This is a genomic window from Paracoccus ferrooxidans (assembly GCF_029909815.1).
Lineage (GTDB): Bacteria > Pseudomonadota > Alphaproteobacteria > Rhodobacterales > Rhodobacteraceae > Paracoccus > Paracoccus versutus.
Window position 1 is genome coordinate 759,972 of sequence record NZ_CP038202.1, and the last position, 19,730, is coordinate 779,701.

General features: G+C 66.7%; 16 protein-coding genes. 3 read left to right on the plus strand and 13 right to left on the minus strand.

The window, feature by feature from the left end; translation table 11 throughout:
* The first annotated feature begins 229 nt into the window (after nucleotides 1-229).
* Nucleotides 230-1,936 carry a TniQ family protein gene (locus E3U26_RS20810; protein ID WP_499106405.1) on the plus strand — a complete coding sequence of 569 codons (1,707 nt, stop codon included), beginning with the start codon at nucleotides 230-232 and terminating at the stop codon, nucleotides 1,934-1,936.
* A gap of 98 nt (nucleotides 1,937-2,034) precedes the next feature.
* On the opposite strand, the gene guaD is transcribed toward E3U26_RS20810, so the two are convergent.
* Genes guaD through xdhA form a run of 4 tightly spaced genes read right to left on the minus strand, consistent with a single transcriptional unit; the run spans nucleotide 2,035 to nucleotide 7,794 of the window.
* A complete protein-coding gene (gene guaD, locus E3U26_RS20815) occupies nucleotides 2,035-3,312 on the minus strand; it encodes a guanine deaminase (protein ID WP_072460715.1) in 1,278 nt (425 codons plus the stop codon).
* The gene (gene xdhC / locus E3U26_RS20820; protein WP_499106407.1) at nucleotides 3,300-4,043 is read right to left on the minus strand and encodes a xanthine dehydrogenase accessory protein XdhC; all 744 of its coding nucleotides are present in this window, start codon (nucleotides 4,041-4,043) and stop codon (nucleotides 3,300-3,302) included. The genes guaD and xdhC overlap by 13 nt, the downstream gene beginning before the upstream one ends.
* Nucleotides 4,040-6,352, minus strand: coding sequence for a xanthine dehydrogenase molybdopterin binding subunit (xdhB, locus tag E3U26_RS20825; protein WP_499106409.1), 2,313 nt, complete (start codon nucleotides 6,350-6,352; stop codon nucleotides 4,040-4,042). Before xdhB ends, xdhC begins: the two co-directional genes overlap by 4 nt.
* Complete coding sequence (xdhA, locus tag E3U26_RS20830; protein WP_499106410.1) at nucleotides 6,349-7,794, minus strand: xanthine dehydrogenase small subunit; 1,446 nt, start codon at nucleotides 7,792-7,794, stop codon at nucleotides 6,349-6,351. The genes xdhB and xdhA overlap by 4 nt, the downstream gene beginning before the upstream one ends.
* A 117-nt stretch (nucleotides 7,795-7,911) precedes the next feature.
* Between xdhA and E3U26_RS20835 the strand changes: the two genes are divergently transcribed.
* Nucleotides 7,912-8,808: a LysR family transcriptional regulator gene (locus E3U26_RS20835; RefSeq protein WP_072460712.1), complete on the plus strand. Its 897-nt coding sequence runs from the start codon at nucleotides 7,912-7,914 to the stop codon at nucleotides 8,806-8,808.
* A gap of 3 nt (nucleotides 8,809-8,811) precedes the next feature.
* Here the strand turns inward: E3U26_RS20835 and E3U26_RS20840 are convergent, their stop codons facing one another.
* From E3U26_RS20840 to bhcA, 9 genes are all read right to left on the minus strand, one after another.
* Nucleotides 8,812-9,510, minus strand: coding sequence for a class I SAM-dependent methyltransferase (locus tag E3U26_RS20840; RefSeq protein ID WP_499106411.1), 699 nt, complete (start codon nucleotides 9,508-9,510; stop codon nucleotides 8,812-8,814).
* Nucleotides 9,511-9,574: 64 nt separating this feature from the next.
* The gene (locus tag E3U26_RS20845; RefSeq protein WP_036753889.1) at nucleotides 9,575-10,822 is read right to left on the minus strand and encodes a urate hydroxylase PuuD; all 1,248 of its coding nucleotides are present in this window, start codon (nucleotides 10,820-10,822) and stop codon (nucleotides 9,575-9,577) included.
* Nucleotides 10,823-11,026: 204 nt separating this feature from the next.
* Nucleotides 11,027-11,377: a hydroxyisourate hydrolase gene (gene uraH, locus E3U26_RS20850; protein WP_036753894.1), complete on the minus strand. Its 351-nt coding sequence runs from the start codon at nucleotides 11,375-11,377 to the stop codon at nucleotides 11,027-11,029.
* A gap of 17 nt (nucleotides 11,378-11,394) precedes the next feature.
* Nucleotides 11,395-12,738: an amidohydrolase family protein gene (locus E3U26_RS20855; RefSeq protein ID WP_499106413.1), complete on the minus strand. Its 1,344-nt coding sequence runs from the start codon at nucleotides 12,736-12,738 to the stop codon at nucleotides 11,395-11,397.
* The gene (locus E3U26_RS20860) at nucleotides 12,738-14,219 is read right to left on the minus strand and encodes a nucleobase:cation symporter-2 family protein (protein WP_036753900.1); all 1,482 of its coding nucleotides are present in this window, start codon (nucleotides 14,217-14,219) and stop codon (nucleotides 12,738-12,740) included. Before E3U26_RS20860 ends, E3U26_RS20855 begins: the two co-directional genes overlap by 1 nt.
* Nucleotides 14,220-14,258: 39 nt before the next feature.
* A complete protein-coding gene (bhcD, locus tag E3U26_RS20865) occupies nucleotides 14,259-15,221 on the minus strand; it encodes an ornithine cyclodeaminase family protein (RefSeq protein ID WP_499106415.1) in 963 nt (320 codons plus the stop codon).
* Entirely contained in the window at nucleotides 15,221-16,384 is a 1,164-nt protein-coding gene (bhcC, locus tag E3U26_RS20870; protein WP_036753904.1) for a 3-hydroxy-D-aspartate aldolase BhcC, read from the minus strand. The genes bhcD and bhcC overlap by 1 nt, the downstream gene beginning before the upstream one ends.
* 21 nt (nucleotides 16,385-16,405) lie before the next feature.
* A complete protein-coding gene (gene bhcB / locus E3U26_RS20875) occupies nucleotides 16,406-17,368 on the minus strand; it encodes a PALP domain-containing protein (protein ID WP_499107517.1) in 963 nt (320 codons plus the stop codon).
* Nucleotides 17,368-18,558 (minus strand): L-aspartate--glyoxylate aminotransferase BhcA, encoded by a 1,191-nt coding sequence (gene bhcA / locus E3U26_RS20880; protein WP_036753911.1) that lies wholly within the window; start codon nucleotides 18,556-18,558, stop codon nucleotides 17,368-17,370. Before bhcA ends, bhcB begins: the two co-directional genes overlap by 1 nt.
* A gap of 184 nt (nucleotides 18,559-18,742) precedes the next feature.
* Here bhcA and bhcR point away from each other — a divergent pair, with 184 nt between their 5' ends.
* Nucleotides 18,743-19,582, plus strand: a complete 840-nt coding sequence (gene bhcR / locus E3U26_RS20885; protein WP_036753914.1) for an HTH-type transcriptional regulator BhcR — start codon at nucleotides 18,743-18,745, stop codon at nucleotides 19,580-19,582.
* The last annotated feature ends 148 nt before the right edge of the window (nucleotides 19,583-19,730 follow it).

The window sequence follows — 19,730 nt, forward strand, 5'->3', positions numbered from 1 at the left end:
CACAGCACATCAAAGGTTAGTTCTGGTCGCTGAGCGACCAGAAGAATCGCACTTTGATCATGTTATGTCGACGTAGCGGATCATGCTAGCTTGTTACGCACCAGTGTCGGCTTCGTCCCATCAGCGCTCGTCTTGCGATGCCTGCGGTCCATCGTGTGGTGCAGGGTAGACCCAGCTTGCAACATGATGAGAGGTGGCGGGCGGGCGTAGGAATGGCTATCCGGGATGGATGGCCCGACTTCCTCTTTCTGTTCATCTCATACCTGGCGAAACTGCGACTTCCTTGGCTTCCCGCTTGGCGCAGGTAAACCACGTTCCCTTGCGCGAGTTCCTGCGCGACATGGGTATCGGGATACGCGGCCTGATTGCTGGTGAAGGAGCAGTCCTCACACGATTGGCGGAGCTTTCCGGTGTGCCGGTCGCCGCGCTTCGTCAGGGCACTCCCAGGACCAGCGATGGGGAAACATGGTTCGCGGGTCATCGCTTTCCGTCTGCCGGCCTCGGCGGCAGGGAGGTGCGCGGTTGTCCCGACTGCCTGGAGGCCCAGCCGGGACTGAGAGGAATATGGTTGCTGCCGTTCGTGACGATCTGCGCCGAGCATAATCGCCCGCTGATGACGTTGTGGACGGTGCAGGACAAGCTTGATCGACATGACGTAACCAGCCGATTGCCGGAACTTGATCTGGCCCCCGAGGCACGCCCTGATCAGCGCGATCCTTCCCAGTTCGAGATATGGTTGCTCGATAGGCTTGAGGGCAACACAGCCCCGGACTATTGGCTTGACCAATTCGATCTTTATGCATCTTCGCAATTCTGTTTCGAGTTGGGCCGAGCGGCAATTGCGACCAAGCTGCCGAAGTGGCGCTCGCTTCGCGACGACCAGCAATGGTGGCCGACGGATGTCGGATTCCGGCTTTGTTCAGGCGGCGAGGAGCCGTTTCGCGCTGCGCTGATCGATCTGCAGCATCTGTTGGGCAAGCCCGAGGAAGGGCCGCGCAAGATTTTCGGCGGTCTTCATGACCTGCTTGCCATGGATTCATGCCCTGAGGAATTGCAGCCGTTCAGGGACATCTTGCAGCGGCATATTCTCGAAACCTGGCCACTTGGGCCCGGCGACGAGGTGCTGGGCGAGCCGGTGCTGCGATGCGGGCGCATGTCGCTGCGGGCAGTGACGCGACTGACGCAGATGCCGGAGGTCGATGTTCAGGCAGCGACCAAGGCCGATGAGCGCTGTCCTCCGGAGTGGACACTGATCGATCGCGCCGAGGCGCGGGCAGTGTTCCCGGAGGGGCTGACCGAACCTGACTTCCTGCAGGCCATGTCGTTAACGCTGCACCAGTTTGCACAGGCGCGGGATGCCGGGATGTTCGAGCGCACTGATGATCTTCGTTGGAGCGCCTGGGCTGCGCAGGACCTGATCGACGACCTACTGCTCGGTGCCGAGCCGATCTATGTGGCCATGCATGATTGGTGCAGTCTGGGCGAAGCGTCGGTCAGATTGCGAATGACTTTGCCCGAGACCATCGAAAGCATTCGCTCAGGGCGGTTGGCGCGGGTGGGCAAGTATTTGCAGCGGTCGGGCTTTGCTTCGGTTCTGGTGAATCTCGGGCATGTGGGACAGAACGGTGAGGCGATTTCGCTGGATGCCTTTGCCTATTCACAAGGGCTGAGGCCCAGCGAGCTCCTGACCTTTGTTCGCCGGAATGGCCTGTCGTGCCAGCGGGTGCGTGGGCCGCGAGGCGGGGCGCAGCTGCGGATGACCTCTACCGACCGTGAGGCATTCCACGAACGGTTCATCAGCTTTCGCACTCTGGGCGTTGCGGCCAGTCTGGGGTGGAGCGAGCTTCAAGCGCGGCTTGATGCCAGCGGGATACGGCCGACAGGCGGCAGCACGAGGGTCTATTCCCGCGCTGAGGTCGGCCATCTGCTTACCTAAATCAACGATCTGCGTAGATTTCGCTTGACGCCCTTGCGCACGCTATTGCTTTCGTTTGCGCATGCTTCCCCTTTTTTTGGCAAAAAGTTGCGCCGGGGTCAGCCGAGCATGGGTTTTCCCGCGACATAGGTCTGGGCGATGGCGCGGTCGTCGCCGAGAATCTGCAGGATGAACAGCTCTTCGGCCAGGGTCTCGGCCCGCTCCATGCGCAGCGCCATCGCCGGCGTCGCGCGGCTGTCCAGCACCACCAGGTCGGCGTCAGAGCCAGGCTCCAGCGTGCCGATGCGGTCGGCCATGCCGAGCGCCAGCGCATTGCCGCGGGTAATCCAGTGGAAGGCGGCGAGGGGATGCAGCTTCTGGCCGCGCAGTTGGAGGATCTTGTAGCCCTCGGCCAGGGTTTGCAGCATGGAATAGCTGGTGCCGCCGCCGACATCGGTGGCGATGCCGCTGGTCACGCCCGCGGCGCGCAGGCCCGCCTCGTCGAAGAGGCCCGAGCCGAGGAACAGGTTCGAGGTCGGGCAGAACACCGCCCGGCTGCCGGTCTCGGCCATGCGGGCGATCTCGCGCGGCTCGAGATGGATGGAATGGCCGAGCAGCAGCTTGTCCGAGAGCAGCCCGTAGCTTTCGTAGATGTCGAGATAGTCGCGCGCCTGGGGATAGAGCTCCAGGGTGAAGGCGATCTCGTCGCGGTTTTCCGACAGATGCGTCTGGATGTGGCAGTCGGGATGTTCGCGCACCAGCTGCCCGGCCATCGCCATCTGCTCGGGCGTCGAGGTGATGGCGAAGCGCGGGGTGATGGCATAGCGCTGGCGGCCGCGGCCGTGCCATTTCTCGATCAGCCGCTTGCTGTCGTCATAGCCCTGCTGCGGCGTGTCGAGCACCGCCTCGGGGGCGTTGCGGTCCATCATCACCTTGCCGGCGATCATCGCCATGTCGCGCGCCTCGGCGGCCGCGAACAGCGCCTCGGCCGATTGCGGATGCACCGAGCAGAAGGCGACGGCGGTGGTGGTGCCGTGCGAAAGCAGCAGGTCGAGGAACTTCCCGGCCATGAGCGGGGCGTGGCCTTGCTGGGCAAAGCGCGATTCCTCGGGGAAGGTATAGGTGTTGAGCCAGTCGAGCAGCTGCGCCCCCCAGCTGGCGATCACCTGCACCTGCGGGAAATGGATATGCGGGTCGATGAAGCCCGGCAGGATCAGGTTCGGGCGGTGGTCGATTTCCGGCAGGCCGGGTTCGCGCAGGGCGGCGTAATCGCCCATGGCGACGATCTTGCCGGCTTCGGTGACGATGGCGCCGTCCTCGTGATAGGCGAAGGCGTCCTCGGTTTCGGCGGGGTCGGCGTGGAAGGAGAGCGTGCGCCCCCGGATCAGCTGTCGCATGGGTATTTTTTCAACGAAGAAGCGGTTTCGATGAGGCGGCCGATGAGCTCGGCGGCGGTGAAGGCGGCGATGATCTCGGGGCGCTTGTCGCGCGAATAGCCCGCGCCGATGGGGCAGGTCAGGCGGTCGGTGTCCAGCCCCTGGGCACGGGCGAAGCGGCGGAACTGCGCCAGTTTCGTCCGGCTGCCGATCATGCCGATATAGGGCGCGTCCATGCGGCGCAGCGCCTCGGCCGCCAGCAGGAAGTCCAGCGCGTGGTCATGGGTGACGATGATGTGGCTGGTGCCGAAGGGGGCGTTGCGGATCTCGGCCTCGGGCAGGGGGGTCAGGCGGGTTTCGCCCGTGGCCTGCCCGAGTTCCCCCATGCGCTGGTCGATCAGGATCGGGCGCAGCGGCAGCAGCGCCAGGGCCTTGGCGAGCGCGCGGCCGACATGGCCGGCGCCGAAGATCAGCACCTGCGGATATTCGGGCCCGGCCGGGGCCTCGGCCACGCGGGTCAGCGAGAGTTCGACCCGGCCGCCGCAGCATTGGCCGATCTCGGGGCCCAGCGGCACGTCCATCACGGCCTGCGCCTCGTCGCGCGCCAGCATTTGCCGGGCGCGGTCGATGGCCATGTATTCCAGCTGGCCGCCGCCGATGGTGCCGCTGAGGCCCTGGGGGGTGACGAACATCGCCGCCCCCTTCTCGCGCGGGGACGAGCCGCGGGTGCGGGTGATCTCGACCCGGATCATGGCCGCAGCCGCTCGATGGCCATCAGCACGCGCTCGGGGGTGGCGGGCGCGTCGATGCGCGGGTTCTCGGCATAGCCGTTGAACGAGGCCACCGCCATGTTCAGCGCCTGAAAGACCGAGATGCCCAGCATGAACGGCGGCTCGCCCACCGCCTTCGAGCGCTTGATCGTCGCCTCGCGGTTCACCGACCAGTCGGCCAGCTGCACGTTGAAGACCTTGGGCCGGTCCGAGGCCAGCGGGATCTTGTAGGTCGAGGGCGCATGGGTGCGCAGCCGGCCCTTCTGGTCCCACCACAGCTCTTCGCTGGTCAGCCAGCCGGTGCCCTGCACGAAGGCGCCTTCGACCTGGCCCTTGTCGAGCGCCGGGTTCAGGCTGCGGCCCACGTCATGGAGCACATCGGCACGCTCGATCACGTATTCGCCGGTCAGCGTGTCGACCGAGACCTCGGAGCAGGCGGCGCCATAGGCGAAGTAGTAGAACGGGCGGCCCTGCCCGGTGTCGCGGTTCCAGTGGATCTTGGGCGTCTTGTAGAAGCCCGCGGCCGACAGCTGGACCCGCGCCAGATAGGCGGTGTTGACGAAATCCTGGAAGGGCATTTCCTCGGTGCCGATCTGCACCGTCTCGCCGATGCTGACCAGTTCCGGCGGCACGCCCTTGGCCTCTGCGGCGAAGGCGGTCAGCCGCTCGATTAGCTGGCGGCAGGCGTCCAGCGCCGCCATGCCGTTCAGGTCCGAGCCCGAGGACGCCGCGGTGGCCGAGGTGTTCGGCACCTTCTCGGTCGTGGTCTTGGTGATGCGGATGCGGTCGATGCTGACCCCCAGCGCCTCGGCCACCACCTGCGCGACCTTGGTGTTCAGGCCCTGGCCCATCTCGGTGCCGCCGTGGTTCAGGTGGATCGAGCCGTCCGAGTAGATGTGGATCAGCGCGCCGGCCTGGTTGTACCAGGTCGCGGTGAAGCTGATGCCGAACTTGACCGGGGTCAGGGCGATGCCCTTGCGGATCGCGCCGCCCTGTTCCTGGGCGCGGGCGTTCCAGTCCAGCACCGCCTGGCGGCGGGCATGGTAGTCGCTGCTGGCCTCGAGTTCCTCGAAGATGCGCGGCAGGATCTGGTCCTCGACCTCCTGGTGATAGGGGGTGAGCTGGCCGTTCTCGTAGAGGTTCAGCTTGCGGATCTCCAGGGGGTCGCGGCCGAGGGCATAGGCGATGTCCTCGACGATGCGTTCGGCCATGACCACGCCCTGCGGGCCGCCGAAGCCGCGAAAGGCGGTGTTCGAGCAGGTGTTGGTCTTCATCGGATGGCTGCGCAGTTCCACCGCCGGGTAGTAATAGGCGTTGTCGGCGTGGAACAGCGCCCGGTCCGTCACGGGGCCCGACAGGTCCGAGGACCAGCCGCAGCGGGCGTAGAAATCGGCGTCCACGGCGTGGATCCTGCCGGTCTCGTCATAGCCCACCTGATAGTCGATGACGAAATCGTGCCGCTTGCCGGTGATCGAGAAATCGTCGTCGCGGTCGGGGCGCAGCTTGACCGCGCGCCCGAGCTTCTTGGCCGCCAGCGCCGAGATGCAGGCAAAGGGGTTCATCTGCGATTCCTTGCCGCCGAAGCCGCCGCCCATGCGGCGCACGTTCACCACCACGGCGTTCGAGGGCACGCCCAGCACATGGGCGACCATGTGCTGCACCTCGCTGGGATGCTGGGTCGAGACGTTGACCACGACCTCGTCGTCCTCGCCGGGGATCGAGAAGGCGATCTGGCTTTCCAGGTAGAAATGCTCCTGCCCGCCGACGGTCAGCCGGCCTTCGATGCGCCGGGGCGCGCGGTCCATTTCGGCCATGTCGCCGCGCTTGAGCTTCAGGGGCTTGGTCACATAGCCCAGCCCGGCGTCGCGGGCGCTGATCGCGTCGATGGCAAAGGGCAGTTCCTCGTATTCCACGCGGGCCAGCTGGCAGGCGCGGCGGGCCTGGTCGCGGGTCTCGGCCACCACGGCGAAGATCGGCTGGCCGTGGAACTGCACCTCGTCCCCGGCCAGCAGCGGCTCGTCGTGCAGGCCGGTGGGCGAGATGTCGTTATGGCCGGGAATGTCCGCGGCGGTCAGCACCAGATGCACGCCGGGGGCCTTGCGCACCGCATCGAGGTCCATCGAGACGATGCGGCCATGCGCCACGGTCGAAAGCCCCAGATAGGCGTGCAGCGTGCCCACCGGCTCCATCAGGTCGTCGGTATAGTCGGCCCGGCCGGTGACGTGCTTTGCGGCGGAATCGTGGATGATGGGCGTATGGGCGGCGCCCTTGACGAAGACGTCCTGTTTCATTCGACCCTCCTCAGGCGGTGGTCTGCGCCCTGCTGTTCAAGCCAGAAGCGGCGGAAGAAGTTGGCGGCGAGTTGCTGGCGATATTCCTTGCTGGCCCGCCAGTCGCTGAGCGGCTGGAAGTCATTGGCGACCGCGCGCGCGGCGGCCTCGAAGGTCTCGGCGGTGAAGGGCTGGCCCTTCAGCGCCGCCTCGGCCTGGGTGGCGCGCTTGGGCGTGCCGGCCATGCCGCCGAAGGCCACGCGCGCGTCGATGATCGTCGCCCCGTCGGTTTCCACCCGGAAGGCGGCGGCCGAGGCGGTGATGTCGGCGTGGTGGCGCTTGGAGACCTTGTAGGCGGCGATCCTGGCCTCGCCCTTCAGGGGCACGGTGATCGCCTCGACGAATTCGCCGGGGCGGCGGTCCTGCTTGCCGTATTCGATGAAGTAATCCTCGACGGGCAATTCGCGGGTGCCCTCGGCGCTGCGCAGCCGCAGGGTCGCGCCAAGCGCGATCAGCAAGGGCGGTGTCTCGCCAATGGGCGAGCCGTTGGCGACATTGCCGCCGATGGTGCCGGCATTGCGGACCTGCCAGCCGCCGATGCGCAGCCAGTAATCCACCGCCTCGGGGAAATGCTGGCGCAGGAAGGGCTCGAACTCGGAATAGGTCACGCCGGCGCCGATGGTGACATGGCCGGGGGCGATCTCGATCCGCTTGAGATCCTGAAGATGGCCGATGAACACCGCCGGAGAGATGTCGCGCAGGAATTTCGTCACCCACAGGCCCACGTCGGTGGCGCCGGCGACGATGGTGGCCTTGGGGTTCTGGGCCAGAACCTGCGCCAGGTCGGCGGCGTCGGCCGGCAGGATGGCGCGATCCTCGCCGCGCGCCACCTCGACGCGGCCGCGGGGGATCGCGGCCAGCGCGGCGGTGATGCGGTCGCGGTCGACATTCAGCGCGTCCATGTGCTGCCCGCCGGCCTCGGAAGCCGCGAAGGCCGCCTTCACGATCGGCTCGTAGCCGGTGCAGCGGCACAGGTTGCCTTGCAGCGCGGTTTCTATCGCCAGCATGTCGGGGCGCGGCTTGGACATCCACAGCCCGTAAAGCGCCATGACGAAGCCCGGCGTGCAAAAGCCGCATTGGCTGCCGTGATGCTCGACCATGGCGGCCTGGACCGGGTGCAAGCCCCCGTCCGCGCCGCGCAGATGCTCGACGGTGACGACATGGCAGCCGTGGCACGAGGCCAGGAAGCGGATGCAGGCATTGATCGGTTCGTAATGCAGCCGGCCTTCGTGCAGCCGGCCGACCAGGACGGTGCAGGCGCCGCAATCGCCTTCGGCGCAGCCCTCCTTGGTGCCGGTCAGGCGGCGGTTGAGCCGCAGGAAGTCCAGAAGTGTGTCGCGCGATCCAGCCTCGGTCAGGCGGATCTCGGCGTCGTTCAGAAGAAAGCGCAATTCGTGGCCCATTCGGTCCTCGCTCGCATGGCTGGGTATGGGAAAAGCCTAGATGCGAATTGCTCTTTGCGAAATCTCGGATTGAGCATAAGACTTTCAGCGATTCCTTGAAAGAGGCGGGTTGAGACCATGCCATATCTTGAAAGTCTGCGGGTCTTCGTCCGCGTGGTCGAACTGGGCTCGATCACCGCGGGCGGGCGCGACCTGCGCATGTCGCCGGCCGTCGCCTCGAACCGGATCAAGGATCTGGAAACGCGCTACGGGGTGCGGCTTCTGAACCGCACAACCCGCAAGCTGGTGCCGACCGAGGTGGGGCGGGCCTTCTACGACAATGCCCGCCGGGTGATCGAGACGCTGGACGAGGCCGAGGCGGTGGTCTCGGGCTTTTCCGGCATGCCGCATGGCGCCTTGCGGGTGACGGCGCCCCTGGGCCTGGGGCGGCGGCTGATCGCGCCCCTGGTGCCGAAATTCTGCGACGAATATCCCGGCGTCGAGGTGCGGCTGCGGCTGTCGGACCGCAACGTCGACATCATCGCCGACGGGATCGACCTGGCCTTCTTCCTGGGCGAGCCGCAGGATTCGGCGCTGAAATGGCGGCGGATCGCGGAATGCCGGCGCGCGCTGGTGGCGACCCCCGACTATCTGGAGCAGCATGGCCATCCCCAGCGCCCCGAGGATCTGGCCGCGCATAATTGCCTGCTGCTGCGCTATCCGAGGAGCCCGGAATACTACTGGGTGCTGGAAAGCCCCGAGGGGCCGCAGAAGCTGCTGGTGAACGGCAAGTTCGACGCCGACGATGGCGATGTGCTGAGCGGCTGGGCGTTGGCGGGCAGGGGCATCGTCAACCGTCCCCGCTACGAGGTGGCCGAGCATCTGGCCGCCGGCCGGCTGGTCGAGGTGCTGCCGGACCATCCGCCGATCCCCTCGCAATTCGGCGTGCTGACGCCGCATCGCCGCCTGCAGGATCCCAAGGTGCGGCTGTTCGCCGATTTCATCGCGCGCGAGGTGCGGGGGGTGTTTGCCTGAGCCCTAGTCCCGCACCCATTCCATGAGGTGCAGATAGGGTGCGCGGCGATAGCGCGCGACGCGCTCGGGATCGCCGCCCTGCGGGGCGGGCTCGTCGAAATGCACCAGCCGCAGCCCCTGCGCCAGCAGCGCCTGCATGTAGGCATGGAAGGGGCGATGCCAGTTGCGGATCAGGATGCCGCGCCAGCTGACCCATTCCGCGCGCTCGTCCAGGTAGTTGTCGATCAGGTAGCCGGTGCCGGGATCGCCGTTCCAGCCGCCCGCCGTGCTGAATGAGTTCAGGTTGGCGACAAGCAGGCTGCCGCCGGGACGCAGGACGCGCCCCATCTCGGCGATGGCGGCGCGGATGTCGTCGATGTCGATGAGCGTCAGGTAGCTGACCACCAGGTCGAAGCCGGCATCGGGCAGGGGCAGGGCCTCGGCGCGGGCCTGCACGTAGCGGCCCTTGTCGTCGCGGCTGCGCGCGGCCTCGATCAGCTTCGGCGTGGGATCGATGCCGGTCGCGGCGATGCCTTCGGCGGCAAGCATCCGGCAGAAACGCCCCTCGCCGCAGCCGACATCCAGGGCGTTGCGAAAGCCGCGGCCGCGGATGCGGGCCAGCATCGGGGCGTCGAGCACGTGGCGGCGCGAGAAATCGCCTTCCTCGCCCATGTCGGCGATCCAGGCCTCGGCGGAATCGTCCCAGCCATTCCCGCGCTCCATGCCTGCCTCCCTCGATGCTGCCGAACGGTGCAGCTAGCCGATCCGGCGGGCAGAGGCAAACAGGTCAGTTCCAGGCGAAGGTCTTGGGCAGGCCGCGATACCAGTCGATGATCGCCTGGCGTTCCTGCGGCTCCATGAAGCTGACATTGGCGGGCGGCATGGCATCGGTCACGCCGGCCTGGATGAAGATCTCGCGCGCGGCGCGGGTGATGTCGTCGGGGGTTTCCAGCAGCACGCCCTTGGGCGCGGTGTGGATGCCCTCGTAGGAGGGCTCCCTGGCATGGCACATCGAGCAGCGGCCCATGACCGCGTTATAGGCGTCGTCCCAACCCGGCGCGTCGAGCATCGCCTGTTGCGAGGGGGTCAGGACGCGGGCCTCGGCCTCCTCGAGCGTCTGGCGGAACATGGGCGCGGTCGAGAGCCACATGACGATGATGAACAGGATCGTGGTCGCGGCCCAGGTCCACCACTTCATGCCGCCGCCGGCGTGCATGGTGTTGAAGAAATGCCGGATGGTCACGCCCATCAGGAAGATCAGCCCGGCGATCACCCAGTTGTATTCGGTGGCGAAGGCCAGCGGATAGTGGTTCGACAGCATCAGGAAGACGACCGGCAGCGTCAGGTAGTTGTTATGAGTCGAGCGCAGCTTGGCGATCTTGCCGTATTTCGGATCGGCGGGACGCCCGGCCTTGAGGTCGGCGACGACGATGCGCTGGTTCGGCATGATGATGAAGAACACGTTCGCCGTCATGATCGTGGCGGTGAAGGCGCCCAGGTGCAGCATGACCGCGCGGCCGGTGAAGACCTGGTTGTAGGCCCAGCCCATGACCATCAGCAGCGCGAAGAGGATCAGCATCAGCAGGGTCGGGGTCTCGCCCAGCCTGGACTTGCACAGGTTGGTATAGATCAGCCAGCCGATCGAGAGCGAGCCGGCCGAGATCAGGATCGCCTGCCAGGGCGCCAGCTCCATCTTGGCGGGGTCGATCAGGAACAGCTCGGAGCCGACCCAATAGGTGACCATCAGGAGCGCCGCCCCCGAGATCCAGGTCATGTAGCTTTCCCATTTGAACCAGATCAGATGCTCGGGCATGCGCTCGGGCGCGACCAGGTATTTCTGGATGTGGTAGAAGCCGCCGCCATGGACCTGCCATTCCTCGCCATGCGCGCCGGGGGGCAGGCCCGGCACCTTGCGCAGCCCGAGGTCGAGGGCGACGAAATAGAAGGACGAGCCGATCCAGCAGATGGCGGTGACGACATGCGTCCAGCGGATGGCAAAGGCGAGCCAATCCCAGATGACGGCGAAATCGGACATACTTTGTCTCCTGTCTAGCTGGGGAAAGACTAGCCGCTTCGCGGGGTTGCGAGTATTCACGCATTTCCCCTTGCTGTCTTAACGATGCGTTGAAAATCTTTCGCGGGGTGCTGCGGAAATGAAAAAGAGGGGGCTTTGCCCCCTCAGGCCCGTGCCGGGCCTTTCACCCCCAGGGTATTTGGAAAACGGAGAAAGCCTGGGGGCTCAGCTGCCGCGATAGGTCGAAAAGCCGTAGGGCGAGATCAGCAGCGGCACGTGGTAATGGTCCTGTTCGGACATGCCGAAGCGCAGGGGCACCTGGTCGAGGAAGCGGGGCTTGGCCGCCTGGTGTCCCTGGGCGTCGAGCCAGGCGCCGACATGGAAGACCAGTTCGTATTCGCCGGTCTGGAACTCCGCCTCGGGCAGGATGTGCTTGTCGGTGCGGCCGTCGTGGTTGGTGACGGTCTGCGCGATCAGCCGGCGCTCGGGGTCGAGGCGGTAAAGCTCGATCCGCATGCCTTGCGCGGGCGTGCCGTTGGCGGTGTCGAGCACATGGGTGGTCAGATAGCCGGGCATTGTCTTCCTTTCCTTAGTCAATCGGCGAGCCGGGCGATGGCGGCGCGGGCCTGTTCGTTCAGGCGATTCGTGTCTGCGGTCAGCAGGTGGTGATCCTGCACCACGGCGCGGCCTTCCACATAGACCGCGCGCGGGCGGATCGGCGCGCAAAAGACCAGCGCCGCCACCGGATCCCATTGGCCGGCGGCGGGCAGTTCCGAGACGTCCCAGAGCACCAGGTCGGCGCGCTTGCCGGGTTCCAGCGCGCCGATGTCGCTGCGGCCCAGCACGCGGGCGCCGTCGAGCGTGGCGATCTCCAGCGCCTCGCGCGCGCCCATGGCGGCCGAGCCGTCCTTGAGGCGGGCGACCAGCATGGCCTGGCGCGCCTCGAGGCCCAGATGGCTGCAATCGTTGCTGGCCGATCCGTCGACGCCCAGGCCCACCGGCACGCCCGCGTCGCGCATCCGCCGCACCGGGGCGATGCCCGAGGCGAGGCGCGCGTTCGAGCAGGGGCAATGCGCGACCCCGGTGCCGCTGCGGGCGAAGAGGTCGATTTCCTTGTCCGACAGTTTCACGCAATGCGCGTGCCAGACATCCTCGCCGGTCCAGCCCAGGCTTTCGGCGTAATCGCCGGGCAGCATGCCGAAGTTTTGCAGCGAATAGGCGATATCCTCGTCGTTTTCGGCCAGGTGGGTATGCAGCCGCACGCCCTTGTCGCGGGCGAGGATCGCCGCGTCGCGCATCAGTTCCCGGCTGACCGAGAAGGGCGAGCAGGGGGCGAGGCCGACCTGCACCATGGCGCCGGGCCTGGGGTCGTGGAAGGCGGCGACCAGGCGTTCGCTGTCCTTGAGGATCGCGGCCTCGTCCTCGACCAGGGCGTCGGGGGGCAGGCCGCCCTTGGACTCGCCGATCGACATGGCGCCGCGGGTGGCGGTGAAGCGGATGCCGATCTCGGCCGCCGCCTCGATGCTGTCGTCGAGCCGGGCGCCGTTCGGGAACAGGTAGAGATGGTCCGAGGAACAGGTGCAGCCCGAGAGCGCCAGTTCGGCAAGGCCGATCCGGGTCGACAGGCGGATGTCCTCGGGGCCCATGCGGCCCCAGATCGGATAAAGCGTCCTGAGCCAGCCGAACAGCGCCGCGTCCTGGGCCGCGGGCACGGCGCGGGTCAGGGTCTGGAACAGGTGGTGATGGGTGTTGACGAGGCCGGGGGTGACGACGCAGCCCCGCGCCTCGACCACCTCGGCGCCTTCGGCCGAGAGGCCGGGGCCGACGGCGGAGATCACCCCGCCCTCGACCAGCACGTCCCCGCCGGCGATCTCGCGCCGGGCGCCGTCCATGGTCACGACCACTTCGGCGCCCCTGATGAGCAGGCGTTTCGTCATCAATGCGCCTCGGCTGCGTGGGCGGCGGCGGCGATTTCCTCGTCGCTGGTGTGCGGCGCGCCGTTGAAGAACCAGTTCAGCAGCACCGCGGCCACGGCGGCCAGAAGGATGCCGGAATGGATCAGCGTGTGCATGGAATGCGGCAGCCACTGGTTGAAGTCGGGCGCGATCATCGGCACCATGCCCAGCCCCAGCGAGACGGCGACGATGAACAGGTTGTGCTTGTTGCCCTTGAAATCCACCGTCGAGAGGATGCGGATGCCGGTCGCGGCGACCATGCCGAACATCACCAGCCCCGCGCCGCCCAGCACCGTGGTCGGCAGCGATTCGACCAGCGCGCCCATCTTGGGGATCAGGCCCAGCACGATCATGATCGCGCCGCCCGCCACGCAGACGAAGCGCGAGCGCACGCCGGTCACGCCCACCAGCCCGACGTTCTGGCTGAAGGAGGTATAGGGGAAGGTGTTGAAGAGCCCGCCGATCGCGGTGCCCAGGCCGTCGACGCGCAGCCCGGCCGAAAGCGCCTTGGGCGTCATGCGGCGGCCGCAGATGTCGGAAAGCGCCAGGAACATGCCGGTCGATTCGATCATGGTCACGAACATGACCAGCAGCATGGTCAGGATCATCACCGGGTCGAAGATCGGCATGCCGAAATGCAGGGGCTTGATCGGGGCGAACCAGGCGGCCTCGGCGATGCCCTCGAAATGCATCATGCCGAGCGCGGCGGCCAGCAGCCCGCCGATGACGATCCCCAGGAGCACCGCGATATTGGCGACGAAGCCGCGGGCGTAGCGGGCGATCAGCAGGATCGCGGCCAGCACGGTGATGCCGATCAGGATGCGCGGCAGCGAGGCATATTCGGGATTGGCGACGGTCGGCATCAGCTTGACGCTGTCGGGGACGTCGCCGGCGGCGCGGGCGGCCTCCAGCCAGGCCTGGGCGGCGGGATCGACCAGTTGCGGCGCGGTCGGGCCGACCGGCAGGCCGAAGATCCAGTTGATGCCCACCGGCATCAGGCTGACGCCGATCACCAGGATCACCGTGCCGGTGACGACGCTGGGGAAAAAGCGCAACAGCCGGCTGACCAGCGGCGCGAAGAAGATCGAGATGAGCCCGGCGGCCATGATGGCGCCGAACATCATCCGCGCCCCCTCCTGCCCCGGATTGGACGAGGCGATGGCGACCATCGGCCCGACGGCGGCGAAGGTCACGCCCATCATCACCGGCAGGCGGATGCCGAACCATTGCGTGGCGCCGAAGGACTGGATGATGGTGACGATGCCGCAGACGAAGAGGTCGGCGGAAATCAGGAAGGCCACGTCCTGCGGCGAAAGCTGCAGGGCGCGGCCGACGATCAGCGGCACCGCGATGGCGCCGGCATACATGACCAGAACATGCTGGAAGCCCAGGGCGAGCAGCCGAGGCGCGACGATGCGCTCCTCGACCGGATCAAAGCCGGGGCTGGTATCGATTGCTTGCATTCGTCCTATACCTCCCTAGTTTCAGGACGTTATGTCTCTTTAGATCTCGACTTCTTGCGCCAGTCCCTTTTCCTTTGCGATTTCAAGGACTTTCTGCGCAACCGCCAGATCCTGCAGCCCGACGCCGGTGCCGTCGAACAGCGTCACCTCGGCGTCGGTGCGTCCCGGATGGTCGCCCGCGACCACGGCGCCGAGTTCGCTGATCTGATCCTCGCGGATCAGGCCCGATGCGATGGCGTGCTGGCATTCGCCGATGCTGACCGACTGCGCGACCTCGTCGGTGAAGATCCGGGCGCGCGCGACCAGCGCCGGATCCAGCTCCTGCTTGCCTTTCGTATCGGTGCCCATGGCGGCGATATGCGTCGGGCCCTTTACATGCTGGTCCATCAGCAGGGGCGAGAAGGACGAGGTGATCGAGATGATCACGTCGGCCTCGGTGCCCAGCCGGTCCAGCTCGACCGCCTCGAAGGGCAGGCCCAGTTCCGCCGCGGTATCGGCAAGGCGCGACAGCATCTCGGGATGCGGGTTCCAGCCGATGACCTTCTCGAACGGATGCACATTGACCGCCGCCCGCATCTGGAAGGCGGACTGGTGGCCGGCGCCGACCATGCCCAGCACCTTGGCCCCCTTGGGCGCCAGATACTTGATCGACACCGCCGAGGCTGCCGCGGTGCGCAGCGCCGTCAGCAGGTTGCCGCCCACCGCGGCAGTCGCCCGGCCGGTGTCCGGGTCGAACAGGAAGACGGTGGACTGGTGGTTGATCAGGTTGTGCTTCTGGTTCAACGGCCAGTAGCCGCCGGCCTTCAGCCCCAGCACCAGCGCCGAGGCGTCGAAGCCGCCCTTGAAGCCGTAAAGCGCGTCCTCGTGGCCGATGGCCTCGCGCACCACCGGGAAGTTATAGGCCTTGCGACGGGCCATCGAGGCGAAGATCGCCTCGATGGCCTCGAAGGCCGCCTCGGGGGTCATCAGACCCGCGATTTCCTTTTCGGCGACGACGAGCATCAGTAGCCCTTTCCGCGCGCCGAAACCGGCCAGACCGTCTCGACCTTGCCGTTCCGAACGCCGACATACCAGTCGTGGACGTTGCAGGTCGGATCGCAATGGCCGGGCACCAGCCGCAGCTTGTCGTTGACTTTCAGCACGCCGTCCTTGTCCTCGACCACGCCATGCTCGTCGCTGCACTTGATGTATTTCACGTCGTCGCGGCCATAGACGAAGGGCAGGCCGCTATCGACCGACTGCGCCTTGAGGCCGGCATCGACCACCGCCAGGTGCGGCTTGGCATGGCTCATGACCGAGGTCAGGATGAACAGCGCGTTCTCCCATTCGCCCTGGTCGATGCGCTTGCCCTCGGCATCGTGGATGCGGCCGTAATCGGCATCCATGAAGGCGTAGCTGCCGCATTGCAATTCGTTGTAAACGCCCGAATTGCTTTCGAAGTAATACGACCCCGTGCCGCCGCCCGAGACGAATTCGGGGGGCAAGCCCTCGGCTTCCAGCGCCGCGACGGCTTCCTTGACCTGGGCGATGGCGGCGTCCAGCTTGGCCTTGCGGTCCTCGTAGCTGTCCATGTGCTGCATGGCGCCCTGATAGGCCTGGATGCCCCTGAAGACCAGGTTCGGGGCGGCGTCGGCCGCCTTGGCGATCTCGACCACGGCTTCCTTGGTGGTCACGCCGCAGCGCCCGGCGCCGCAGTCGATTTCCACGAAGATGCCCAGTTCGGTGCCGTGCTTTTGCGCCGCCGCCGACAGGTCGGCGATGTTGGACACGTCGTCGACGCAGACCGTGACCGTCGCGCCGGTCTTGGGCAGCCGGGCCAGCCGGTCGATCTTGGCCGGCTCGCGCACCTCGTTCGTGACCAGCACGTCCCCGATGCCGCCGCGGGCAAAGACCTCGGCCTCGCTGACCTTCTGGCAGCAGACGCCGACCGAGCCGCCCAGCGACTCCTGCAGCTTCTGCACGTCCACCGACTTGTGCATCTTGCCGTGGCTGCGGTGGCGCATGCCATGCGCCTTGGCATAGTCGCCCATCTTCCTGATGTTGCGCTCCAGCGCGTCCAGGTCGAGGATCAGGCAGGGCGTCTGGATCTCGGCCTCGTCCATGCCCGGCAGGGCGGGGATGTCATAGCCGACCTCGTAGCCGGCGAAATCCGTTTTCGCGTTCATGGGGCTCTCCTCAATTCGGGTTCAGTTCCAGGGCAGCTTGTCGAGATCGACATTGCCGCCGGTGACGATGACGCCGACGCGCTTGCCGGCAAAGGCATCCGGGTTCTTCAGGATGGTGGCCAGCGGCACGGCGCTGGAGGGCTCCATCACGATGCGCAGGTGCTTCCAGATCAGCTTCATCGCATCCACGATCTCGGCGTCCGAGGCGGTATAGATCTCGCTGACGTGGTTCTTGACGAAATGCCAGGTCAGATCCTTGAGCGGCACCAGCAGGCCGTCGGCGACGGTCTTGGGCGCGTCGTCGGCGATGATGTAGCCGGCCTTGAAGCTGCGATAGGCGTCGTCGGCCTGCTCGGGCTCGGCCGCGATCACCTTCACCTCGGGCGCCAGCGTCGACAGCGTCAGGCAGGTGCCCGAGATCATGCCGCCGCCGCCGATGGGGGCCACCACGGCGTCGAGCCCGTCGGTCTGCTCCATGAATTCCTTGGCGCAGGTGCCCTGGCCCGCGATCACCCGCGGGTCGTTGTAGGGGTGGACGAAATCGCCGCCGGTCTCGGCCTGCACCTTGGCGAAGGTCTCTTCCCGCGACGAGGTCGAGGGCTCGCATTCGGTGATCTTGCCGCCATAGCGGCGCACCGTGTCCTTCTTGGCCTGCGGCGCGGTGCGCGGCATGACCACGTTGCAGGGGATGCCCCGCAGCATCGCGGCGTAGCTCAGGCACGAGGCATGGTTGCCCGAGCTATGCGTGGCGACGCCCCTGGCCGCCTGCGCCTCGTCAAGGCCGAAGACCGCATTGGTGGCGCCGCGGACCTTGAAGGCCCCCGGCTCCTGGAAGTTTTCGCATTTGAAGAACAGCTGCGCGCCGGCAAGCTCGTTCAGATAGTCCGACGTGCGGATCGGCGTGCGGCGGATATGCGGCTTGATCCGCTCATGCGCGGCCAGCATGTCCTCGTAGGTCGGGATATACATCTCGCTGTCCTTCATCACGCGGCTTTCTTCTGCGCGGCGGCGGTGGTCTGGCGGTAATGTTCCTGCGCGGCAGCGACGCCCGAGCCCAGCTTGATCGGCAGGCCCAGATCGGCCATCACCATCTCGGCCGTGGCGATGCCGGACAGCGCCATGGCATCGGTCAGGCTGCCCAGGTGGCCGATGCGGAACACCTTGCCCGCGACCTGGCCCAGGCCGGTGCCGAAGGCCATGTCATAGGTCTCCAGCGCATGGCTGACGATCAGGTTGGCGTCGAAGCCCTCGGGGACGCGGATGGCGCTGACGCTGTCGGAATAAAGCTCGGGGCGGGCGGCGCAGAGCTTCAGCCCCCAGGCCTCGACCGCGGCGCGCACGCCGCCGGCGATGCGGTGGTGGCGGGCAAAGACGTTCTCCAGCCCCTCGGCCAGGATGCGCTCGCAGCTGGCGTTCAGCCCGTTGATCAGGCCGACCGGCGGCGTATAGGGATAGCCGTTGCGGGCATAGCCGGTCGCCATGTCGCGGATGTCGAAGAAGGTGCGCGGCAGGCGCGCGCTTTCGACCGCCGCCATGGCCTTGGGCGAGAAGCCGACGATGGCCAGCCCCGGCGGCAGCATGAAGCCTTTTTGCGAGCCGGTGACGGCGATGTCGACGCCCCATTCGTCCATGCGGAAATCCATCGAGCCGATCGAGGAAACGCCGTCGACGAACAGCATGGCCGGGTGCTTGGCGGCGTCCAGCGCGCGGCGGACGGCGGCGATGTCGGATTTCACCCCGGTCGCGGTCTCGTTATGCGTGGCCAGCACGACGCGGATCTCGTGGCCCTTGTCGGCGGCCAGGATCTCTTCGAAACGGTCGGCGGGGATGCCCTCGCCCCAGGGGGTCTCGACGAAGGTCACGTCCAGCCCGTGGCGCTGGCACATGTCGATCCAGCGGTGGCTGAACATGCCGTTGCGGGCCGCCAGCACCTTGTCGCCGGGCGACAGCGTGTTGGTGATCGCGGTTTCCCAGCCGCCGGTGCCGGTCGAGGGGAACAGGAACACCTGCGCCTGCGTGGTCTTGAGGACTTTCTTCACCCCCTCCAGCGCCGGATGCAGCATCCGGCCGAACACCGGCGAGCGGTGGTCGATGGTGGGCATGTCCACGGCCTTGCGCATCTCCTCGGGGATGTTGGTGGGGCCGGGGATGAAGATCGGGTTCTGACTGGTCATGGCAATTCCTCCTGCGCTTGTGGACCAAGCTACGTTTTGCTGTCCATTGATGCAATTTTTCTGAAAAATATTTCGCAATCGCGGAAAAATGGCCTAAAGTGACGTGGAATCAGCCGGTTGGTCTTTTCCAAAGCCAAGCCGTGATTTTCAAGAAAATGAAAAAGTTGTCGAAAGGAAAAATTGAATGTCGGTTCAGATCCGCAAAAGGGGCCGTCCCAGGGGCCGCGCCGGCGGCCTTGGCGCCGAGGATTCGGGCGGCATCCGGGCGCTGGACCGGGCGCTCGACATCCTCGACCTGATCGCGGTCTCCAGCGGGCTGACGCTGACCGAGATCGCGCAGCGCCTGGAGATGGCGCCCTCGACCGTGCATCGGGTGCTGGTGACGCTGGCGGCGCGCGGCGTGGCGGAAAGCGACAGCCAGACCCAGGCCTGGCATGTCGGGCCGACGGCCTTTCGCCACGGCTCGGCCTTCATGCGCCGCTCGGGCCTGGTCGAGCGGGCGCGGCCGCTGCTGCGCCGGCTGATGGAGGTGACGGGCGAGACGGCGAACCTGGGCATCCTGAACGGCGATGCCGTGCTGTTCCTGAGCCAGGCCGAGACGCATGAGACGATCCGCGCCTTCTTTCCGCCCGGCACGCGCTCGGCGCTGCATGCCTCGGGGATCGGCAAGGCGCTTCTGGCCCATGCCCGGCCGGCGGACCTGAAGCGGATGATCCGCGAGATGCGGCTGGAGCGGTTCACCGAGATGACGCTGACCGACCCCCAGGCGCTCCTGGACGATCTGGCCCGCATCCGCGCCCGCGGCTATGCCCTGGACAACGAAGAGCGCACGCCCGGCATGCGTTGCATCGCCGCGCCGATCTTCGACCTGGCGGGCGAGGCGGCGGCGGGGATCTCGGTCTCGGGGCCGAGCCTGCGCATGTCGGACGCGCGGCTCGAGGCCATGTCCGAGGCGGTGATCGAGGCCGCGCGCGAGCTTTCCCTGGGCATGGCGCCGCATGCAGGGGCGGGCGAGGAGCGCTGATTCGTCTAATTGCGCCCGGACCGGACCTTTGCTTTCCGGGCTGATGCGGGGATTTCCCGGCCATTTGTGCATTAACCGTCGATTCACGTTCAGTTCACGCCGCCCGGCCTAGCTTCGACGCAACCTGTGACCGCGTCCGCCTGCCGGG

Excerpts from the sequence above, each read along its gene's own strand:
- bhcD (WP_499106415.1), bottom strand. The coding sequence starts at position 15,221 with ATGCTCGTCGTCGCCGAAAAGGAAATCGCGGGTCTGATGACCCCCGAG.
- E3U26_RS20810 (WP_499106405.1), top strand. The coding sequence starts at position 230 with ATGGCCCGACTTCCTCTTTCTGTTCATCTCATACCTGGCGAAACTGCG.
- E3U26_RS20855 (WP_499106413.1), bottom strand. The coding sequence starts at position 12,738 with ATGACGAAACGCCTGCTCATCAGGGGCGCCGAAGTGGTCGTGACCATG.
- bhcR (WP_036753914.1), top strand. The coding sequence starts at position 18,743 with ATGTCGGTTCAGATCCGCAAAAGGGGCCGTCCCAGGGGCCGCGCCGGC.
- E3U26_RS20860 (WP_036753900.1), bottom strand. The coding sequence starts at position 14,219 with ATGCAAGCAATCGATACCAGCCCCGGCTTTGATCCGGTCGAGGAGCGC.
- E3U26_RS20840 (WP_499106411.1), bottom strand. The coding sequence starts at position 9,510 with ATGGAGCGCGGGAATGGCTGGGACGATTCCGCCGAGGCCTGGATCGCC.
- bhcA (WP_036753911.1), bottom strand. The coding sequence starts at position 18,558 with ATGACCAGTCAGAACCCGATCTTCATCCCCGGCCCCACCAACATCCCC.
- xdhB (WP_499106409.1), bottom strand. The coding sequence starts at position 6,352 with ATGAAACAGGACGTCTTCGTCAAGGGCGCCGCCCATACGCCCATCATC.
- guaD (WP_072460715.1), bottom strand. The coding sequence starts at position 3,312 with ATGCGACAGCTGATCCGGGGGCGCACGCTCTCCTTCCACGCCGACCCC.
- xdhC (WP_499106407.1), bottom strand. The coding sequence starts at position 4,043 with ATGATCCGGGTCGAGATCACCCGCACCCGCGGCTCGTCCCCGCGCGAG.
- bhcC (WP_036753904.1), bottom strand. The coding sequence starts at position 16,384 with ATGAACGCGAAAACGGATTTCGCCGGCTACGAGGTCGGCTATGACATC.
- xdhA (WP_499106410.1), bottom strand. The coding sequence starts at position 7,794 with ATGGGCCACGAATTGCGCTTTCTTCTGAACGACGCCGAGATCCGCCTG.
- E3U26_RS20835 (WP_072460712.1), top strand. The coding sequence starts at position 7,912 with ATGCCATATCTTGAAAGTCTGCGGGTCTTCGTCCGCGTGGTCGAACTG.
- uraH (WP_036753894.1), bottom strand. The coding sequence starts at position 11,377 with ATGCCCGGCTATCTGACCACCCATGTGCTCGACACCGCCAACGGCACG.
- E3U26_RS20845 (WP_036753889.1), bottom strand. The coding sequence starts at position 10,822 with ATGTCCGATTTCGCCGTCATCTGGGATTGGCTCGCCTTTGCCATCCGC.
- bhcB (WP_499107517.1), bottom strand. The coding sequence starts at position 17,368 with ATGAAGGACAGCGAGATGTATATCCCGACCTACGAGGACATGCTGGCC.